Annotated in this window: 17 protein-coding genes; 3 read left to right on the top strand and 14 right to left on the bottom strand. The window is 39.9% G+C overall.

Features of this window, described 5'->3' with window-relative positions:
• Window positions 1-353 precede the first annotated feature (353 nt).
• On the top strand, window positions 354-1535 hold the full coding sequence (locus FC093_RS01675) for a serine hydrolase (RefSeq protein WP_240743147.1): 1182 nt from the start codon (window positions 354-356) through the stop codon (window positions 1533-1535).
• A 104-nt stretch (window positions 1536-1639) separates the two neighbouring features.
• Here FC093_RS01675 and FC093_RS01670 read toward each other — a convergent pair whose 3' ends face one another.
• The 5 genes from FC093_RS01670 to FC093_RS01650 all read right to left on the bottom strand — a co-directional run bounded on the left by FC093_RS01670 (window position 1640) and on the right by FC093_RS01650 (window position 5749).
• The gene (locus FC093_RS01670) at window positions 1640-2137 is read right to left on the bottom strand and encodes a vitamin K epoxide reductase family protein (protein WP_137259997.1); all 498 of its coding nucleotides are present in this window, start codon (window positions 2135-2137) and stop codon (window positions 1640-1642) included.
• A gap of 276 nt (window positions 2138-2413) precedes the next feature.
• Window positions 2414-2785: a hypothetical protein gene (locus tag FC093_RS01665; RefSeq protein ID WP_137259996.1), complete on the bottom strand. Its 372-nt coding sequence runs from the start codon at window positions 2783-2785 to the stop codon at window positions 2414-2416.
• Between the two features lie 266 nt (window positions 2786-3051).
• Entirely contained in the window at window positions 3052-4086 is a 1035-nt protein-coding gene (locus tag FC093_RS01660) for a baeRF3 domain-containing protein (protein WP_137259995.1), read from the bottom strand.
• A 247-nt stretch (window positions 4087-4333) separates the two neighbouring features.
• Complete coding sequence (locus FC093_RS01655; RefSeq protein ID WP_137259994.1) at window positions 4334-5146, bottom strand: universal stress protein; 813 nt, start codon at window positions 5144-5146, stop codon at window positions 4334-4336.
• A 123-nt stretch (window positions 5147-5269) separates the two neighbouring features.
• Window positions 5270-5749, bottom strand: coding sequence for a pyridoxamine 5'-phosphate oxidase family protein (locus tag FC093_RS01650; RefSeq protein ID WP_137259993.1), 480 nt, complete (start codon window positions 5747-5749; stop codon window positions 5270-5272).
• A gap of 158 nt (window positions 5750-5907) precedes the next feature.
• On the opposite strand from FC093_RS01650, the gene FC093_RS01645 reads away from it, so the two are divergent.
• Window positions 5908-6123 (top strand): hypothetical protein, encoded by a 216-nt coding sequence (locus tag FC093_RS01645; protein ID WP_137259992.1) that lies wholly within the window; start codon window positions 5908-5910, stop codon window positions 6121-6123.
• Here FC093_RS01645 and FC093_RS01640 read toward each other — a convergent pair.
• The 8 genes from FC093_RS01640 to FC093_RS01605 form a co-directional block, all read right to left on the bottom strand.
• Entirely contained in the window at window positions 6107-6811 is a 705-nt protein-coding gene (locus FC093_RS01640; RefSeq protein WP_137259991.1) for a sulfite exporter TauE/SafE family protein, read from the bottom strand. The genes FC093_RS01645 and FC093_RS01640 overlap by 17 nt on opposite strands.
• Window positions 6811-7254, bottom strand: coding sequence for a FixH family protein (locus FC093_RS01635; protein WP_137259990.1), 444 nt, complete (start codon window positions 7252-7254; stop codon window positions 6811-6813). The genes FC093_RS01640 and FC093_RS01635 overlap by 1 nt, the downstream gene beginning before the upstream one ends.
• 22 nt (window positions 7255-7276) lie before the next feature.
• Window positions 7277-8725, bottom strand: a complete 1449-nt coding sequence (ccoG, locus tag FC093_RS01630) for a cytochrome c oxidase accessory protein CcoG (protein ID WP_240743146.1) — start codon at window positions 8723-8725, stop codon at window positions 7277-7279.
• A gap of 152 nt (window positions 8726-8877) precedes the next feature.
• Window positions 8878-10101: a cbb3-type cytochrome c oxidase N-terminal domain-containing protein gene (locus FC093_RS01625; protein WP_137259989.1), complete on the bottom strand. Its 1224-nt coding sequence runs from the start codon at window positions 10099-10101 to the stop codon at window positions 8878-8880.
• A 15-nt stretch (window positions 10102-10116) separates the two neighbouring features.
• Window positions 10117-10293 (bottom strand): CcoQ/FixQ family Cbb3-type cytochrome c oxidase assembly chaperone, encoded by a 177-nt coding sequence (locus tag FC093_RS01620; RefSeq protein WP_137259988.1) that lies wholly within the window; start codon window positions 10291-10293, stop codon window positions 10117-10119.
• A 91-nt stretch (window positions 10294-10384) separates the two neighbouring features.
• Window positions 10385-12571 carry a cytochrome-c oxidase, cbb3-type subunit I gene (ccoN, locus tag FC093_RS01615; RefSeq protein WP_137259987.1) on the bottom strand — a complete coding sequence of 729 codons (2187 nt, stop codon included), beginning with the start codon at window positions 12569-12571 and terminating at the stop codon, window positions 10385-10387.
• Window positions 12571-12741: a cbb3-type cytochrome oxidase assembly protein CcoS gene (gene ccoS, locus FC093_RS01610; protein WP_137259986.1), complete on the bottom strand. Its 171-nt coding sequence runs from the start codon at window positions 12739-12741 to the stop codon at window positions 12571-12573. The genes ccoN and ccoS overlap by 1 nt, the downstream gene beginning before the upstream one ends.
• Window positions 12742-13243: 502 nt before the next feature.
• Window positions 13244-15640, bottom strand: coding sequence for a heavy metal translocating P-type ATPase (locus tag FC093_RS01605; protein WP_137259985.1), 2397 nt, complete (start codon window positions 15638-15640; stop codon window positions 13244-13246).
• Window positions 15641-16094: 454 nt separating this feature from the next.
• Between FC093_RS01605 and mscL the strand changes: the two genes are divergently transcribed.
• Window positions 16095-16478, top strand: coding sequence for a large conductance mechanosensitive channel protein MscL (mscL, locus tag FC093_RS01600; protein ID WP_137259984.1), 384 nt, complete (start codon window positions 16095-16097; stop codon window positions 16476-16478).
• Between the two features lie 762 nt (window positions 16479-17240).
• Here mscL and FC093_RS01595 read toward each other — a convergent pair.
• Window positions 17241-18290: an NHL repeat-containing protein gene (locus FC093_RS01595; RefSeq protein ID WP_137259983.1), complete on the bottom strand. Its 1050-nt coding sequence runs from the start codon at window positions 18288-18290 to the stop codon at window positions 17241-17243.
• Window positions 18291-18414: the final 124 nt, after the last annotated feature.

Genomic DNA, 18414 nt, shown 5'->3' with positions numbered 1-18414 from the left:
AGGGTGCTACGTTTATCCATAATCTTTGAGGGCTTACATTCAAGACAAATATGGCGCAGCTAATATCGGGAACGTAATAAATATTCTATGGATGAGGATTAAAGGGAAACAGTATTCAATTGGAATAATATAATCAGATTCTTATTTAAGATTTAAAAGCTCGGTTACCGCGAAAAATAACCGGATACTTTTAATCACCACTCATATAATAACTGTTTCTTTTTCTTTTCTGCTTATTTTTAACGATGCGCTTACTCATCTGCTTTTCACTTTGCATTTGCTGTAGTCTGCTGCATGCGCAGCCCCAAACAGATACACTGCTCCAAAACATTTTGCAGCATAATAAAGATTCATTGTTCCAACAAGTCATTACTCATCCAAATACCTATCGCCTGCAGGTTATTTACACCCAAATAAACAGGGATAAAAGCAATACACCACACTTTACCAATTACTACTTTAATGTAGATACCAATTTATACTTTTATCCGGCTTCCACCGTAAAACTGCCACTCGCTGCATTGTCTTTAGAAAAGTTAAATGAACTACATAAAAAGGGGATAAATAAATATACTTCCATGCAGTTTGACAGTGCCTATTCGCGGCAGGTAATAGAATACAACGACAGCACTTCACAAAGTGGTTTGCCTTCTATTGCGCAGTTTATACGCAAAGCTTTTTTGATCAGCGATAACGATGCGTATAACCGCATGTACCAGTTTGTAGGACAGCAGGCAATTAACAGAAAACTGCACCAAAAAGGTTATGTACACACCCGTATTGTACGGCAATTTATGGGTTTTACCGATGATGAAAACCGGCATACCAATCCGGTGCGGTTTATAGATGAAAAAGGGAATATTTTATATGAGCAACCAATGAGGTATAATATCGATTCAATGTATTATCCAGAGACAATACCCATTGGCAAAGCTTATTACAACCGTAATGATAGTTTGGTAAATGAACCGATGAATTTTGCACGACAGAACACTATCCCATTAGAAGATTTGCAGCAGCTATTGCAGTCTATTTTATTTCCTGCATCGGTACCAGCAAAACAACGTTTTAAACTCACTAAGAAAGATTATCAATTTTTATGGCAATATCTCTCGCAATACCCTTCCGAAACGCCTTACCCTAAATACGATACAGCAGTATATTACGACAGTTATGTAAAATTCTTTTTTAACAACGAAACACATCAAATGCCCAACAATGTGCGGGTGTTTAATAAAGTAGGCTGGTCGTATGGCTTCTTAACCGATGCATCATATATTGTTGACTTTGCACACAATACCGAGTTCATGCTGGCAGCAACAATATATGTAAATAAAGACGATACACTCAACGATGATCAATATGAATATGAGACAGTCGGGCATCCGTTTCTGTATCAGCTTGGGCAAACAATTTACAACTACGAATTACATCGCCCACGTCCATACCCGCCCAACTTAAGTGAGTTTAAGATGCAGTATGAGCACCGGGATGCAAACGACAGGCGACCATCTATTAAAGACGCAGATAATTAATTTAGCTTAATAAACATATAAAATACACTTATTTCCCGTTTCAAAGACTACAAAGCTATGTTTGCTACCAGTAGCCCTAAGCTCATAGCTTGAGGCTTGCAGCTTTATTTGCCAAACAATTGCTTTATACTTCTTTTTAGCAAAGGTGCAGCAATTACTGCCGATGCAATATTGATGGCAGCGCCGGCAAGGCAGTACAGGCAAATTTTTTTTTGCTTAAAAATCATATCATACAGGTAATATACGGCACCGGCAGTATTGCCCGCAATAGTAGCACCCAATAAACTATCCATCACCGGTTTACGCCCCGATGCCTCGCTGCCGCCCGCTGCCGCCAGCACCATTATTGCCGCATACGCCACCGCGCTGACAGGCCCATCTGGCACGCCAAACTGGTAGGCTTCTTTGGAGGCATTTACTTTATTGGAATCGAAAATGGCAAACGGCAGATCGGGCAACTTTTCAATGATACCCGTTTGGTACAAAGAGATAACAGAAAAATCCACCAGTCCTAAAGCTGATAACAGAATGATTGTTCGCCGCTTATCCATCACTTCCGAATCATTATTCCGCAATTCATTCCGTATAGCAAGTGCATTCATACAATCTTTTTAAATATTCTGTCAATAACTGTTCCGCGCTCTGCTATAAGAAACTTTTATTCATTCACAAAGGAGCAGAAGAAATTATATCGCAAAGACACGAAGATGTAAAGACTCACTCACAAAGTCTCATAGATAAAGAATGTAGCAAATAAACTTTGCAGCATCTTATCTCTTCGAATCTTCGTGGCTCTATTCTTCTACAATCTTAAACAGCATTTTTATCTTATAAATACTTCATGAACCTTAGCCTCTTCACGATTAAAAATGAAAATATCAATCCTCCACATTTAGCTGCTCCTCCGATTGTACATAAATTGCCGGTTTGCCCTTGTACATGGTAATTTTTCCATGCACACAAAATGTGTGGTTTTCCATCTTTTTTTCCGGGTCGAAGGAAAAATTTTTTAAAACATCTTTGGTAAATAACAGTGCCAGGGTGCGTGTTTCGTACGTATCGCCAACATATACTATGGTAGGCTCGTCTTTCGATATATTATCCATGTGCCCGTTTTTTACCCTATCGCACAACAGCACACTTTTACCCACAAAATCTCCTGCCTGGGCGGCTGTAATTTTGCTTTCCTGCTGTGCATACAATGTATTGCCGAATAGCACAATTAAAAGAAGATAAACAAACTTTTTCATAATCGCTTTTTATCATTTACCATTCTAAAACTGCGCCATAGTTATGTAAAGGAAGAATGTTTGTCGTGATATTAAAAAGCCAGTAGATATGGAATGAAACTACCTCCAGCCTTTTACCCGCAAGTATCTGTTTTGAAGTCCTGCAAACCGTACTGTTTTTATCAAAAACAGTATAAAGCAAAAAGCTCATAAACGAATGCTTTCAAATAAAGCAACGTTTATGAGCTTTTGTATTAACGTTCAAATAAATGAAGAGAATTGTATGACTAATAAATCATTGCAATATGCTGATATTTTTCCAGCACCTCACTATCTGCAAACGTCACTTCGCCGCCGGTTGATAATACGCGTTCAATTACTTCATCCACCGCATCTGTAAAAGGCACATTGCCGAGTAAACCATCCGCTGTTTTCCCTGCTTTTACCACCGGACACGTATAATCTTTCTCGAGTACCAGCAGCTTTGCTCTTCGTTGATGAGCAGCTTTTACAACATTTTCTATTCCCGTTGCTATTCTGCTGCTATCTGTAGCATTATCCAGCGTATGGCGCAAGTGCTTCGTTTGTATATACCCCCAGTTGTGCGTATAGGGTTGTAATGCTGTTTTAATTTTATCTATTACTATTTCTTTACCATCAGCTTCTATCAACTGTGTAATATGTGTTTTGTTTTGGGTAATAGTCTTATACCTGCTCAATGTATAAGTACTGCTCATTATAAACAAGGGAAGCGATGGAAAATAGTTTAAAATAATACTCAGGTTGTTATCAGTTTCTTTCAAAAAGGTTTCTAACGAAGAACCATATTCACTCCGGCTTTTCTTACGGATGTTGGTAAACATAGCAATAAGGTGTTCGCCGTTATCAAAATAAATCCTGGAGATATTAGTGCCAAGCACCAGCACTAAGTAATGCTGCAGCTTTTTCCGATGCGCTATCAAAGAGCGGACATTAAAAGATGTATCAATAAGCACTTTTTCTTCTAATGGTGTATTGAGGTAAAATACCTTTTCGCCCTCTGCCGAAACATAGATGGCAATACTTCTTTTATGCGTGCTGTAATCAAGGTTCTTTACAACTGCTTTCAACCTTTTGAGCACAGGTTCTGCTACCTTAAAAGAAAAGCTCTTTACCAGTTTTAGCTCTGCTTCATGCACAAGTAACTGAAGCTTATAAACAAGTTCATTTTTCGTCACCATCTTCGGCTCAAACGGCATAAAAAGTGATACAACAGGTGTGGTTCTATCGGGCTGTATGGCAATAAGTGGAACCTGCTCTTTCTTTGATATATTGGTTAGCATACAACATTATTTTTATATCGGGTAAAAGTAAATGCCGATTGTATATAATATTATGATTCAAATCATGCAGGAATATGATTACTGTCATTATTACGTCAAATAATAGTAAAAGCAGCTTTAACAGCAGTTGTTAATAGATCTGGAGCGGCACAATGCAGCACGCTATTTCGTTTCAACTGTAATGCAATTATCAATCCGCTGATACTATCTTCTATAAATCAATGGCAGCTTTGGGTCTTAAAAGTCATCATTGATGCCCCGTCAAAATCATTGTAGGAACAGTTGGATGAAGAATAAACTGCCTGGAAATACTTGTATGAAAAAACATATGTTTTTTCGGAATAACTATCAATAAATCAGGACTGTTATTACTCAAATACGTATTGATACCATTGGCTACGCTATCGTTTTTTATATAGCAAAACGAAGGATAATATTTTTCAAAATGCGTTTGCAATGCAACAGCCTCCGATACATTGCCTGCCTCAAACCGGTCATCTTCTTTTACAAAAACGATTTCGAGCGCAGGCTTAAAGGCATCTGTCCAGCGCGTTAAAATATCCAGCGGCATCGTATCATATACTTTATTCAAATCGGTGGCAATAGCTACTTTTCTAAAGCCCCTGAATTCGGCTTCGTGCGGAATTAATAACAGCGGTACTTGTATGGTACTACTTACCGAAAGCGTTTCGCTACCTTGCATAAAACACGCTATTGCTGTCTTTTCGGTTGCCGACATTACTGCTGCAAAAGGTACATCATGCCTGCACGCTTGTTCCAGTAAACTGCTTATGTTGCCATACTTCAATTGTACACCCACGTTTAGCCGGTATCGGGTGTAGCTTTTTACTTTTTCCTGCAATGTTTCCAACCGCTGCATCGCTTCTTCTGTTGCTGCATATTCTGCATCATAATCCATATCATCTATCAGCACTACACGGTCGGGTACTGCATGATATATCTGCAAGGTTGCATTTACTTCCAGTGCTATATCAACAGCAAAGAGCACCGCATTGATGGAGGCATCAGAAAAGTCGGTTTGGGCAATAATCGTTTTCATACTTTTCAATTCATACAGAAAAAAATACTAATAGTACAGTAAATAAGCACAGTTGCAATGACAATAAGGTATAATAACCCAGGTGTAGCAATGAGCATTTTCAATTACTATCATACAGCGTACTTATACAAACGTATTCATTTCAGCAGCCTTTTGAATGTTTTCAAAACGTCCTGTTTTTTCGGTAATCAATATGCGGAACACAATACCTTTAATCACATTAAAATCATGGGGCTGAAACGGCCAGCTTGGCGTTAGCTTTACTGTTTGACTGGCAATAATGGGCAGCTCGCGGGCAAGCAGTTTTTTAAGTGCATCTGTACGCGCTTCTTCATCCGTTACTTCTTCAAAGCTTCCCCAGCAAATCACGCTTTTCCAGCTCGCCATATTTTCCATTGTGTCTGCCTGAAAACATACTTCAGGATTTTCGCGCATCATTTCTATTTTCTTACCCTCGTGTGTATGTGCATAAATGTATGCTCCATCATATGCATAGCTAATGGGCACTACATAGGTTCGTCCGCCGGCACTGCAACCCAGCCTGCCAATGTATTGGTGAGAAAGAACTACTTCAATTTCCTGCGCTTCTAATTTTCCAAACATAATATGTAAGTTTTGTGGTTTATTAAGATTATATCAAAGCTCTTGTTATGAAAGAAGAAAAAAGGAAACGGTGGTCAGGCTGTTACCTGATTAACGTCAGATAATCAGAAAAGGGTAAAATGAATAACCTGCAAGCATACAAATAAACAAGAAAACGCATGGTAGCGTTTTTTATTTCTGTGGAACAAGCTAAAGAATATAATGGAACTTTTGGTGTGTCACTCACGTCAACACCTGTGCGTTTTTCAGCTTTTACGCGAGTACTATTTACACCGCAGCAGAAAGCGAATTTAATAGCAGAAGTGCGCAGCGTTGTTTACATCAGCAAAATAGCTGGCGATATCGTGCAATGTACTTTCAATGACAAACAATAGCTGTTTTTGGCGCGCCCGGTACAAAGGGACTTACATAAGGAATACCCAGACCCATACCGCGCAGGATGAGCAACATACCCATTACTGCCATAAAGAATGGTACTGCTTTTTTCACCATTTGTCTTACTGACAACTTCAGCATATAACCAAAGTAAGACACGGCAAACATAGCAGGTAAAGTGCCTAAACCAAATGTTGCCATAAACAACATTGCATTTACCACACTACCGGTTACCAATGCACCTGTAATGGCAAAATATACCAGGCCACAAGGCAGCATACCATTAGCTACGCCAATGAGGTACAGATTGCCAAGGTGCGGCTGTTTTAAAAACCGGCTCATCCATGTTTGCACAAATCCGTGTGCATTACGAAATACAGGCAGTCGAAGATGAAAAGGAAATAAAATATTTAATACAACAAGTAAGATTAATATACCTGCAATAATGGAAAACCACTGCTGAAAACCGGCAACATAAATCTGTCTGCCAAGCAAGCCAAATAATAAACCAAATACAGCATAAACGCTTATCCTGCCCAGATTGTAGAGTAAAATGCCTATGCCTTTTTTTACCGGCGGCATGCCTCGTACCGGCAACGAAAAAGCAATAGCACCGCACATACCTACACAGTGAAAACTGCTTACCAGCCCAAGCCCTAATGCCGATATAAATAATTGCCAGCTCATTACTTAGCGATGGTTAATGATTGCTCGTTGTAATACTTGGTATCACCGGTTTCCCAGGTAATTTTTGCAGTGTATTTTGCATCTGCTAATTTCTTTTTATCAATCAGCATAACGCCGTCTTCATTTACTTGCAAAGGCGCCTTGTAATCAAGCGCAGCATTGGCAGGACAATACAACCAAACCTGCCCCGTAAGTGCATGGCCGTTTAATTCTTTAGGCAGTTGAATACTTACTTCATCGCCTGTTTGCACAAGTTGTACCGCACTCAATTGTTTAGCGTTTTGCATACCATCAATCTTATCCTGGTACTTCAATTCTTCGTTGTAATAATCGGCAGATACAAGGTCGAACTTTTCCTGGGTACATTTATACACAAGGAAACCTACATTTGAAGCAAAGGCAATAAATACAATAGTCAATCCATATCCCCAGTTCCATTTCATATACAATAGTTTTAAAAGTTATTTATTCAACAGGTCCTAAAAAGGAAGTAGTTATTGTGTTTAATTTATTATTTCCTTCGTACAAATCCAGCTTAATACTGGTCTTGCGGCTTTGTATCATTTTCTTTGGCAGCACTACAAAAAAAGAACCACTGCCTTGTCCTTCCTTTTCAATATGAATGGTTTGTTTGCCCACTAATTGTATTTCGCCGCCACCATTCTCCAACATAATAGTAAGCGGAATATCTTTCAATGTTTTATTGGCAAATTTGATATTGTACAAATTGGAAACGCTATCTGCACCTCTTTCCTGATACAGTAATCCCGGCGTACGAAAAACGGTTGCGTCCACATCTTTGCGGGTAATAACAAGAAAAGATAACAATGCCATTACAGCTAAGCACAATACCGTGTATAATTTCATGCGTGTAGTATAGTGCAGTTTTTCGCCGGTAGCAATGCTGTTTTCGCTGGCATAGCGTATCAAGCCACGTGGCTTGCCAATCTTATCCATAATGTTGTCGCATGCATCTATACAAGCCGTACATCCAACACATTCCATCTGTACGCCATTGCGGATGTCTATGCCGGTAGGACATACTTTTACACAGGCAAAGCAATCAATACAATCGCCCAAATTATTCTCTGTATTTTTCTTGGCTACACCACGCGGTTCACCACGTTTGTAATCGTATGCAACCACCATAGAGTTTTTATCCATCAACACACTTTGCAGTCTGCCATAAGGGCAAATAGCCGTACATACCTGCTCTCTGAAGAACGCGTATACACCATAAAAAATACCGCTGAAAATGAGTAAGGAAGTAAAGCCACCAATATGTTGAGATAATGGTTCACTGATAATTTTCTCCAAATCTTTTATACCAATAATATAAGCTAAAAAGAAGTTGGAGATGATGAAAGAGAGCGCAAAGAATACTACATGTTTCGCACCTTTTTTGAAAATTTTTTCTCCATTCCACGGTGCTTTGGCAAGCATCTTTTGCTGGGCTGCGTCGCCTTCTATCCAATACTCTATTTTACGAAACATCATTTCCATAAAGTTGGTTTGCGGGCAAGCCCAGCCACAAAACAACCTGCCGAAAGCAGACGTAAATAACACAATAAACAAGACAAACATGATCATCGTTAAGCCGATGATAAAGAAGTCCTGTGGCAGAAATAACTTACCAAAAAAGACAAACTTTGCCTCCGGAATATTGAACATAAACAACGGTCTGCCATTTACATACACGAATGGCAATCCAAAGAAAACGGCAAAATAAAGGAGGCTTAGATACGTGCGTATTTTATAAAAAATACCTTTTGGCTTTTGTGCATATATCCATTTCCGCTTGCCCAGTTTATCTACGCTCGCCAATGTATCACGAAAGGCTTCTTTATCTTTTTGTTTTTTTGTTTTTATATCTTGTACTGCCGTATTCATTGTTTTGTCTCCTTTTACACTCAACTATTTACATTTTTAATTAGAACCACTAAGACGAAAGAAAGAAGTTGCACGAAGTATGTTTTTTGAAGCTTTAGGCTCATGTCTTTTCTATTAATACTATTTCGTCTATTCCTTAATTATCTTTTACTTTATGCTCTTTCTGTTTTTATGGTTCAAAATTTTAGCGCAGTTTCTTTGCCCTCAGCAGCTTTTACATCCTTTTTTACAGACAGGTTTACAGAATCTTTTTCAGGTGCACCATTGTCTTTAAATAATTCGCCCTGCGGCTCTTTGGCATTAGCAGGATTGCTTCCATGCAGGCTTTTTATATAAGAGGTAATCCTGGCAATCTGTGTTGGCGAAAAATCATCTTTCCAACTCTTCATACCTTTTTCGGGATAGCCGTATTTGATGGTTTTAAACACATCGTTAATGCTGCCGCCATGCAACCAATAATCATCGGTAAGGTTGGGCCCTACCACGCCTTGTCCCTTGTCGCCATGGCAAGGCGAGCAACTGCTGGTAAATAACCTCTGGCCTTCTTCCACAGCCGGGGCATCGGTAATAAGCGTTACTGTATTTTCATCTATATTATTCGCTGCATGTTTCAGATATGCTGCTTTTTGTGCTTCGGCTTGCGTCATGGCTATCTGGTATTCTTCAATACTGGATGGCGCTGTATGTGCTATGTGATAGCGATAGAGATAAATACATGCAAAAATGATAGTGCAATAAAAACCCATTATCCACCAGCGCGGCAGGCGATTGTCCAACTCCTGAATGCCATCATAAGAATGGTGTAAGGTAATTTCCTGCTCTTCGCTTTGAGGACGGAAGTTGTTGAGCCTGCCCCATACTTTTTTAATCTTAGTAAATATATTGCTGGTATGTGTTGCTTCTGACGTTACAGCTTCAGTAATTACTTTTTCTTTGGCAGTAAATACTTTTACAAAATAAGCCATCACCAGTATCACCATAATCTCCAGTCCAATCACACTTATCAATGTATAAAAAGAAGACTTTGGCAAACCGCTGATAGTAGTGCTTACTACTTGTTGTGCAGCAGCGGGAGCAGCAGCCGCATCTTGAGCCAGTAAAGAAGAAGATACCAAACAAAATGCAACAACAGCCAGCGTTTTCAATGCAGTACCCGTAGCTTTAGGCACTTCTTTTTCTTTAGTATGTTCTAAGTACAAACCGGCTACACTGATAAGCACATACGCTAATACACCAATAGCGAGCAGCAAGGCACCTGCAATTATTACTAATACCAATGCCAATGGATTATCCATCTGCGATGGTTCGCTTTTACCTTCAGCAAATACATTGACAGAGAGCAGCAGCGCACTCATTAGCATTACTGCTTTTGTCCATCGTTTTTTATAAATGAATTTCATTGTACTAAGTAATTTTTATAGTGAAGTCTTGTCTTCGTCCAAAGGAATATTGTTGATTTTATCAATCAAACGCTTATCTGCCTTCCATGCCCACAGCGACATAAAAACAAAGAAGGAAAAGAAGATGAAAAAGGATATCATGGCATAAATATCTACGCCCATTATTTTTTCCAGGTAGTGAATGAAGCTCATGTTATTAATGCTTTATAATTTTGTTGAAGGAAGGCAGCGGTTTCCCAATCGCTGCCTTGTAACAGTGGGTTTTTGAGTTGTATGAACAGTTTTATTTTACACCAGTATTTGCGCCTTTAATATCAGTACCTACACGTTGCAGATAAGCAATTAAGGCTATGATTTCGCTGGTGTTTTTTGCAGGCAGCTTATCTTTTTTAAGACCCGCCCGTATGCCATCCGCTTGTATAATCAGGTCTCTGTTTGCACGTTTATCATAGCCTTTAGGATAAGGTACGCCCAGCTTCATCATTGCTCTTATTTTAGCCGGTGTGCCGGCAGTATCCAATGTATTATCAAACAACCAGGGATAATTGGGCATCACCGAACCGGGCGACATGATACGCGGATCGAGCATGTGATTGTAGTGCCAGCTATCCGGATATTTACCACCAATACGCGCAAGGTCCGGACCGGTGCGCTTGCTTCCCCACTGGAAGGGATGGTCATATACAAACTCACCTGCTTTGCTGTATTCGCCGTAGCGTGCTACTTCATCTCGGAACGGGCGTACCATTTGTGAGTGGCACAGGTAACAACCTTCGCGTACATATATATCGCGTCCCTGCAACTCAAGCGGCGTATAAGGTTTCACGGCTGCAATAGTAGGTACATTACTTTTTACCAGGAAGGTTGGCATCATTTCTATAGCACCACCAATCGCAACAGCTATTAAGCTAAACACCAACATTTGCGTAGGCCTTCTTTCAATCCACCTGTGCCAGTGTTGCTTGCCATGTGTAGTAATTACTTTTGGCAATGGTGCTGCTTCTGCTGCCTCATTGGCTACCAGACTGCCACTTTTTACAGTCTTTGCTAAGTTGTACACCATAATGAATACGCCTGCCAGATAGATAGAGCCCCCAACACTACGCAGTGCATAAAAAGGTTTGAGGTATTGTACCGTTTCCAAAAACTGGTATTTCAACTGACCTTCTTCGGTAAAGGTTTTCCACATAGTGCTTTGTGTAAACCCAGCCCAGTACATAGGCAGTGTGTACAGCAGGATACCGATAGTGCCCACCCAGAAGTGTGCATTTGCCAGTTTTTTAGAATACAGTTGGGTATTGTATATTCTTGGAATAATATAATACAGCACGCTAAAGGTTAAGAAGCCATTCCAACCCAATGCGCCTACGTGTACGTGTGCAATAGTCCAGTCGGTAAAATGCGAGATAGCATTTACACTTTTTAAACTCAGCATAGGCCCTTCAAACGTGGCCATACCATAAGCAGTGATAGCTACCACCATAAATTTCAACACAGGATCTTCTCTTACTTTATCCCATGCACCGCGCAATGTAAATAAGCCATTAAGCATACCGCCCCAGCTTGGAGCAATCAGCATCACGCTAAATACTACACCAAGGCTTTGTGCCCAGTCGGGCAAAGCAGTGTATAACAAATGGTGCGGACCAGCCCAGATGTAAATAAATATGAGCGCCCAGAAGTGAATGATAGAAAGGCGGTAACTATATACCGGGCGGTTAGCTGCTTTAGGTAAGAAATAATACATCAAACCTAAGTACGGTGTAGTAAGAAAGAATGCCACCGCATTATGACCATACCACCACTGTACCAGCGCATCCTGCACACCGGCATACCAGCTATAGCTGTGTAAAAAAGAGGTGGGTAATTCAAATGAGTTAACGATGTGCAGCAGGGCAACCGTAACCCATGTTGCAATGTAAAACCAGATAGCTACATACAGGTGGCTTTCTCGCCGCTTGATGATGGTACCAAACATATTAATACCAAATAGCACCCACACAATAGTAATCGCCACATCTATTGGCCATTCCAATTCGGCATATTCTTTACCGGTTGTAGCACCCATCAGCAACGTAATAGCACCCACAACGATAATAGACTGCCAGCCCCAAAAATGTATTTTGCTCAGTTTATCGCTAAACATCCGGGATTTACAAAGGCGCTGTAACGAGTAATAAGCACCCATGAAAATACCATTGCCCACAAAGGCAAATATGACTGCATTGGTATGCACCGGACGCACCCTGCCAAAAGTAGTAGCAGCCGTATCAAAGTTGGCTGCCGGAAAAAACAACTGAATGGCTGCCAGCAAGCCGGCCATCATACCTACGGCACCCCAAAACATGGTAGCATAGGCAAATAATTTTACGATTTTGTTATCGTAATAAAATCGTTCAACAGCAAGCGCTTCTCGCGTTTCCGCCGGAACAGCAATCACCTTACTTTTTACTTCTTTTTCCTGAAACATTATTGATTTTTTGTGATGGTTGTTGAAGATGGTTTATCGTCGAACAGAATTCTGATGGGTGGACTTTTTTCGTCTTCAAATTGCCCCTTCTTTACGCTATATAAAAAAGCGCCCAGAAAGATGGCGGCTACAGTAATACTTGCGATAAGCAAGATGAAAATGACACTCATATGATAATTGAAATAGGTTGTAAAAATAGAAGTGAGCCTTAGCGCAGCAGGTGACGGTACTCAAGCAGAGGGCTGATTTTGGTCAGGCAGTATGTGTTAAGTGTATAAAACACATTTTTATGTATGGATAAGAGACAATGCGGATATAAAACTTTTGCAACGACGCTCGTTGTAAATATTTGCTGTTCAGCAGGTAAGCCGATACATTTTTACAATAAAGCACATAGAAAAACGTCCTGCCGAGCGCAGCAAATTGATATGCAGAAAGCATTAAATTTATTATTTATATCTAATCCGTCGGTTTAAATAGCCTTACATCAATATTAATGTCTTATATTGATTGCACCACCATTCACAGATTACTTCACTACCACTCGCAATGATGTTGGCGGCTGATCTTTAAGTTGCATATTGGTAAATTATTCAATCCGGTACATGTTCTCACATCATATCAACAACACCATCCTGTTTTCTTTCGTCAGTTTAATCAGCAGAATCATAGTTATAAAATGCCCGTACGCTTTGCTGCCAGCGTACTCGCACCAAAGGTGATGAGCAAAATACTCAGGCTGCTGGAAGGCATTAAAATAGCGGCGATCATTGGCGACAAGTTGCCCTGCACAGCATAGTAAATACCAACAATATTGTAGATGACAGAGATAATAAAACTTGCCAGTACTATTTGCTTATTAATTTTACAAAGTCTGATAAATTTATACAACAAAGGCAGATTAGAAGCTTCTAAAATACCGTCACTGGCGGGCGTAAAGTTGTTGGCGTTATCAGTTACAGCAATGCCTGCATCTGCCTGTTTTAAGGCACCGGCATCATTTAACCCATCACCAATCATCATCACTTTTTTGCCTTGTTGCTGTAGTTGCTGTACCCTGTTCAGCTTGTCTTCAGGTTGTTGATGAAAGAGCACATTGGCACTTTTACCAAGCAGTTGTTGCAGGTAGTGTTTTTCACCGGCATTATCACCACTCAGTACGGTAATGGGGTATGCTTTTTTAAGCTGCTGAAGCAGTGCAGGGATATTATTTCTGTAATGATTTTTAAAACGGAATTTACCAATTACTTTTCCTTCTATTGCCACATATACCGATGTTTCTTCGTCCTTGTCATTATTTCCAAACAAAAAATCTTTAGAACCAATTGCTACCAAATCATTATCCACAAAACCTTCAATGCCTCTGCCTAATATTTCTTTGAACCCTTTTACAATATTCTCTTCCCCATTACCCAGATAAGTAAAAACAGCTTTACTGATAGGGTGTGTAGATTGTGCTGCTAATGCTGCAATCTTCTTTTTTACATTACCGGTAAGCAATAAGCCTTCGTATTGCACATCCTGGTAGTTACCGGTTGTAAGTGTACCGGTTTTATCAAATACAATATGGTTGATGCCAGCAATGGTTTCAATTGTTTGGGCATTGCGCAGGTACAGCTTGTTGCGGCTAAGCAGCCGTAAGATATTGCCATTGGTAAATGTATTGCTCAGAAGCAAAGCGCAAGGGCATGCAATAATCATTACTGCCGTAATGCTGTTCCAAATTTTTTGTGGGTCATTTACATACCAATACACCGCAGTAATCGTGGCAATAGCTAATACCACCCATGTAAAATAGCGACTTAATAAATGCACAAAAGAGGCTTTACTGCTGTCTTTTTCCTGCTTCAGTTCCTCACGGTTCCACAGCTTGGTAAGATAACTTTGCGCCACTTCTTTTATCACCAAAACTTCTATGTTGCTGCCTATCTGTTTGCCACCGGCATACACAATTTCGCCCATTTCTTTTACTATTGGTATGCTTTCGCCGGTTACAAAACTGTAGTCTATCAATGCTTTGCCACGGGTAAGAATACCATCGGCCGGTAACAGCTCTTCATTATGAACCAGCAGCGTATCGTTCAGCCTAACATCGGGCAGCGCAACTGTTTCCTGGCTATCATTATTTAATCTTGTTACAGCCAGCGGAAAATAAGAGGTATAATCCCTTTCAAAGCTAAGCTGCTGATAGGTTTTGTCCTGCAATACCCTGCCTATGAGCATAAAGAAAACAATACCGCTCATACTATCAAAATAGCCACTGCCACTACCGCTGAATACTTCGTACAAACTTCTTGCAAAGGTTACAATTACCGCCAGTACAATAGGAGCATCTATATTCAGAAACTTATACTGAAAAGCTCTCCATGCACTGATGTAAAACTCGGAGGCACTGTAAAAAACAACCGGCAAACTGAGTATAAGATTTAATATTCTGAATAAACCAATCAGGCTTTGTTCCTTCGCATTAATACCTAAATATTCCGGAAAACTAAGCAGCATAATATTGGCAAAACAAAAGCCGGCAATACCCAGCTTATAAATCTTAGACTTGTCCATTTTCGGCTTTGCCTTATTCATATCACTAAAGCTGATATAAGGCTCATAACCAATGCTGGTGAGGATTTCAGATACTTTTCGTAAAGAGACTTTTTGGTGATTAAAAATAATGTCGGCTTCTTTTCTCGTAAAATTTACTTTGCTGCTAATGATGTGTTCGTTGAGTTTATGCAGATTTTCTAAGAGATACAAACAACTGCTGCAATGGATCTGCGGCAGGTAAAAAGTAACGTGCGTTTGCACTTCATCCTGGTAGGCTACGAGCGAACGGATAATCTTTTCATCATCTAAAAAAACAAACTTGCCTTCCCGCACCTGTACTTTTTGATTGCTGCCAGGGTTTTGGGTAAGTGTATAATAATCACATAAACCATTGCTGCTCAATATTTCAAAAACCATTTTACAGCCTTCGCAGCAAAAGCTCTTGCTGTGTGCTATAACCGGTTGTTTGCCGCAAGCTTCGCCGCAATGATAGCAAGCTGTATGCTTGCCAATGGCTTGTGTATTCATATAAAAAGATATAGACAAAAGTATTGGCGCAGGCAAACCTTAGTATTGATGAACAACAAAGAGAAATATGATTTTGGTCAGGTTTAAGTTTGTTAAGTAAAAAGCAGTTTGATTTATAGCAAGGTGCTACAGCCTGTCTCTTCCCTCAACAGGCTTGCAGTTGTTAATAAAAGTCCCTGGTGTGTAAAATAGCTAACAGTAGTTTCAGCGACCAGTTCCGGGAAGTTGAAATACAACGACACGACAGATACAAAAGAAATAAACCTAGAAACAAATCACGCATTCAGCGTAGTATAAAAAAGAAGGATGTTACAGCAATAGCGTGAATGAAAATGATACATTTATAAGGCGCACCGTAAAACGGTTACTGGCAAAAAGCCAAGTATTTTATTCATATCTTTTTATGTACATTACATTGGAAAAACAATTCCATAACACTTTAAAACCAACAACTATGAGTTTCATCAAAGAATTTAAAGAATTTGCCTTAAAAGGTAATGTTATTGATCTGGCTATAGCGGTAATAATAGGTGCTGCTTTTGGCGCTATCGTCTCTTCATTAATAGATGATGTCATCACCCCTTTGTTATTAACGCCTGCGCTTAAGGCTGCTCATGTTGAAGACCTGAATAAACTCACGTGGGGAACCGTTAAGTATGGAAACTTTCTTTCCAATGTCATTAAGTTTATTGTTATTGCCTTTGTACTATTTTTGATTATCCAGGTAATTAACAGAATGAAGCGCAAGAAAGATGCTAAAGTAGATGTGCCTCCTGTTCCGGAACTTACCCTAACCGAAAAACTGTTGACCGAGATAAGCCATAAATTGGATAAATAGGCAAAGACTGGTTATTGGAATTTTATTGTTGCAGAGATCTGCTGCATAAACAGTAGTATGCCTTTATAAAAACAATTTACGAAGAAATTTACAGGCTGTTTAAGATTGTAAAAACTTTAAACCACGAAGGCTCAAAGAAGAGCGCCTGCCGAACGGCAAAGGTGGGATTGTACGAAGTATTATTAAGTAATTCTTTGTGAGGCTTAGTGTTCTTTGAGTCTTTGTTGTTTAAGCAATTATTTTCATTCAGCTTTCAGGAACATACTTTCAGCTTATTCGTGCCATTAGCAATTTTCTCATCAATAAAATTAGAAATTGATTAGTGGCAATTTGTAAATGTTCCGGTTTACATACATCATGGAAGCAGTATAAAACTGTTTATCTATCTGATGATAAATGGATGTAAATACTTTGCTGATGCACTCTTATTATGCTGAAGTAGTTATACAAAATACAGTATGATTTTACAAAAAACGTTATTCAACCTCATTGATGCGATCTTTTACTAGTTTATACCAAATATGAAATAATTAATAACTTATTGCAGCTTGTAAATTACCACTTCCTCCAGGGCTGTACTGCTATTACAAACCTGGAGGAAGTAAAAAGCATTACATCTTTATTGTATTACCATACTACCTTGCGGATTACTTTTCTGCCAGGCTCCGATAAGTAAATCGTCCTTCCGCTGGGGGTTGCTGCAATACCACCTATCTGAGCCAATCCGGCTGTTGTGCCGGTTCCATCACCATAGTAGCTACTTTAGCCATAGCCCACCAGTGTGGTTACATCATTGCCAGGGCGTACTACACGCAATGCCGATAAACCATTGTTCGCATTGCCATAAGTAGTAAAGAATATCATTTTGCCGTCTTTCCTGGCAGATACCTGTGTTACATTGTTAGAAGTTGCACTGGATACAGGTCCGTCCAGATCTGAGCCTATTTTATTGGTGTACTGAAACAAAGCTGTCACTTTACCTGCAGGCGTTACCTTCCGTACCAACTCATTATCCAGGTCTGCCACGTATATGTTGCCAACAGTATCAGCAGATAGATCCGAAACCCTGCTGCCAAAGGTGGCTGCATCGCCTAATCCGTTTTTATAAGGATATGAAGTGCCGGTGCCACCTCTTACGGTTAAAGGCTTACCGGCAAAAGTTGATACTGTACCTGTTTTGGCACCAGAAAGCGTAATACGGTGCATCGTATTCCATGCTTCATTAAAGAAATAGATTTCTCCATTGGCGCCTGTTGCCAGCCCGTTAGGTAAGTCAAAATGATCACCCGAGTTTAAAGCCCCTACCGCATTGCCCCCATATATTCTGTTTACAATATTCGTGGCTTTACCGGAAGTGCCATTGGGTACTATCTTCCACAAATCATTTTCTTTGGTAATAATGTATAACGTACCACCTGCCGTTCCTGGTGCTACGTCCATATCGAGGATTTCGTTGTATGAACTACCGATGGCACCCAGCGGAACGTATGTTTTTACATTATTCTGCCCGTCTATACTGCGTATTACAGTACCATCGGCTACGTACAATAGGTTGTTGCGACTGTCATACACCATTTTTGTCGGATTCCAAAAGCGGGCATTGCTGCCATTGCCATCCTGTGCATTTCCAGGATCGTCCAGCTTGCCGGCAATAGTGGTAACCTTTACATTGGAGGTGTTTACAAGCGTAGCAACAGCATTGTATGCAGCACGGTCACCGGCTATTGCAGTATCTCTAATTTTGTCTTTGTTACAAGATGAGCAGGCGATAATACCTATAGCAATAAACAGGATTAATTTACCGATAAACATGGTTTTTGTTTTAAGCATTTAGAGTGAGGCATTCATTGGTGTAAGGTTTAAAAAGGCAGATGACAAGGCTATACCGGATTCAAACAAGCTATGCTGTATTAGCCGCAGGCCTCCAACTACAAGC

This window comes from Ilyomonas limi (assembly GCF_005233845.1).
Classification (GTDB): domain Bacteria; phylum Bacteroidota; class Bacteroidia; order Chitinophagales; family Chitinophagaceae; genus Ilyomonas; species Ilyomonas limi.
Note: the sequence above shows the minus strand (reverse complement) of the source record. Positions and strands in the feature narration are given on the sequence as shown.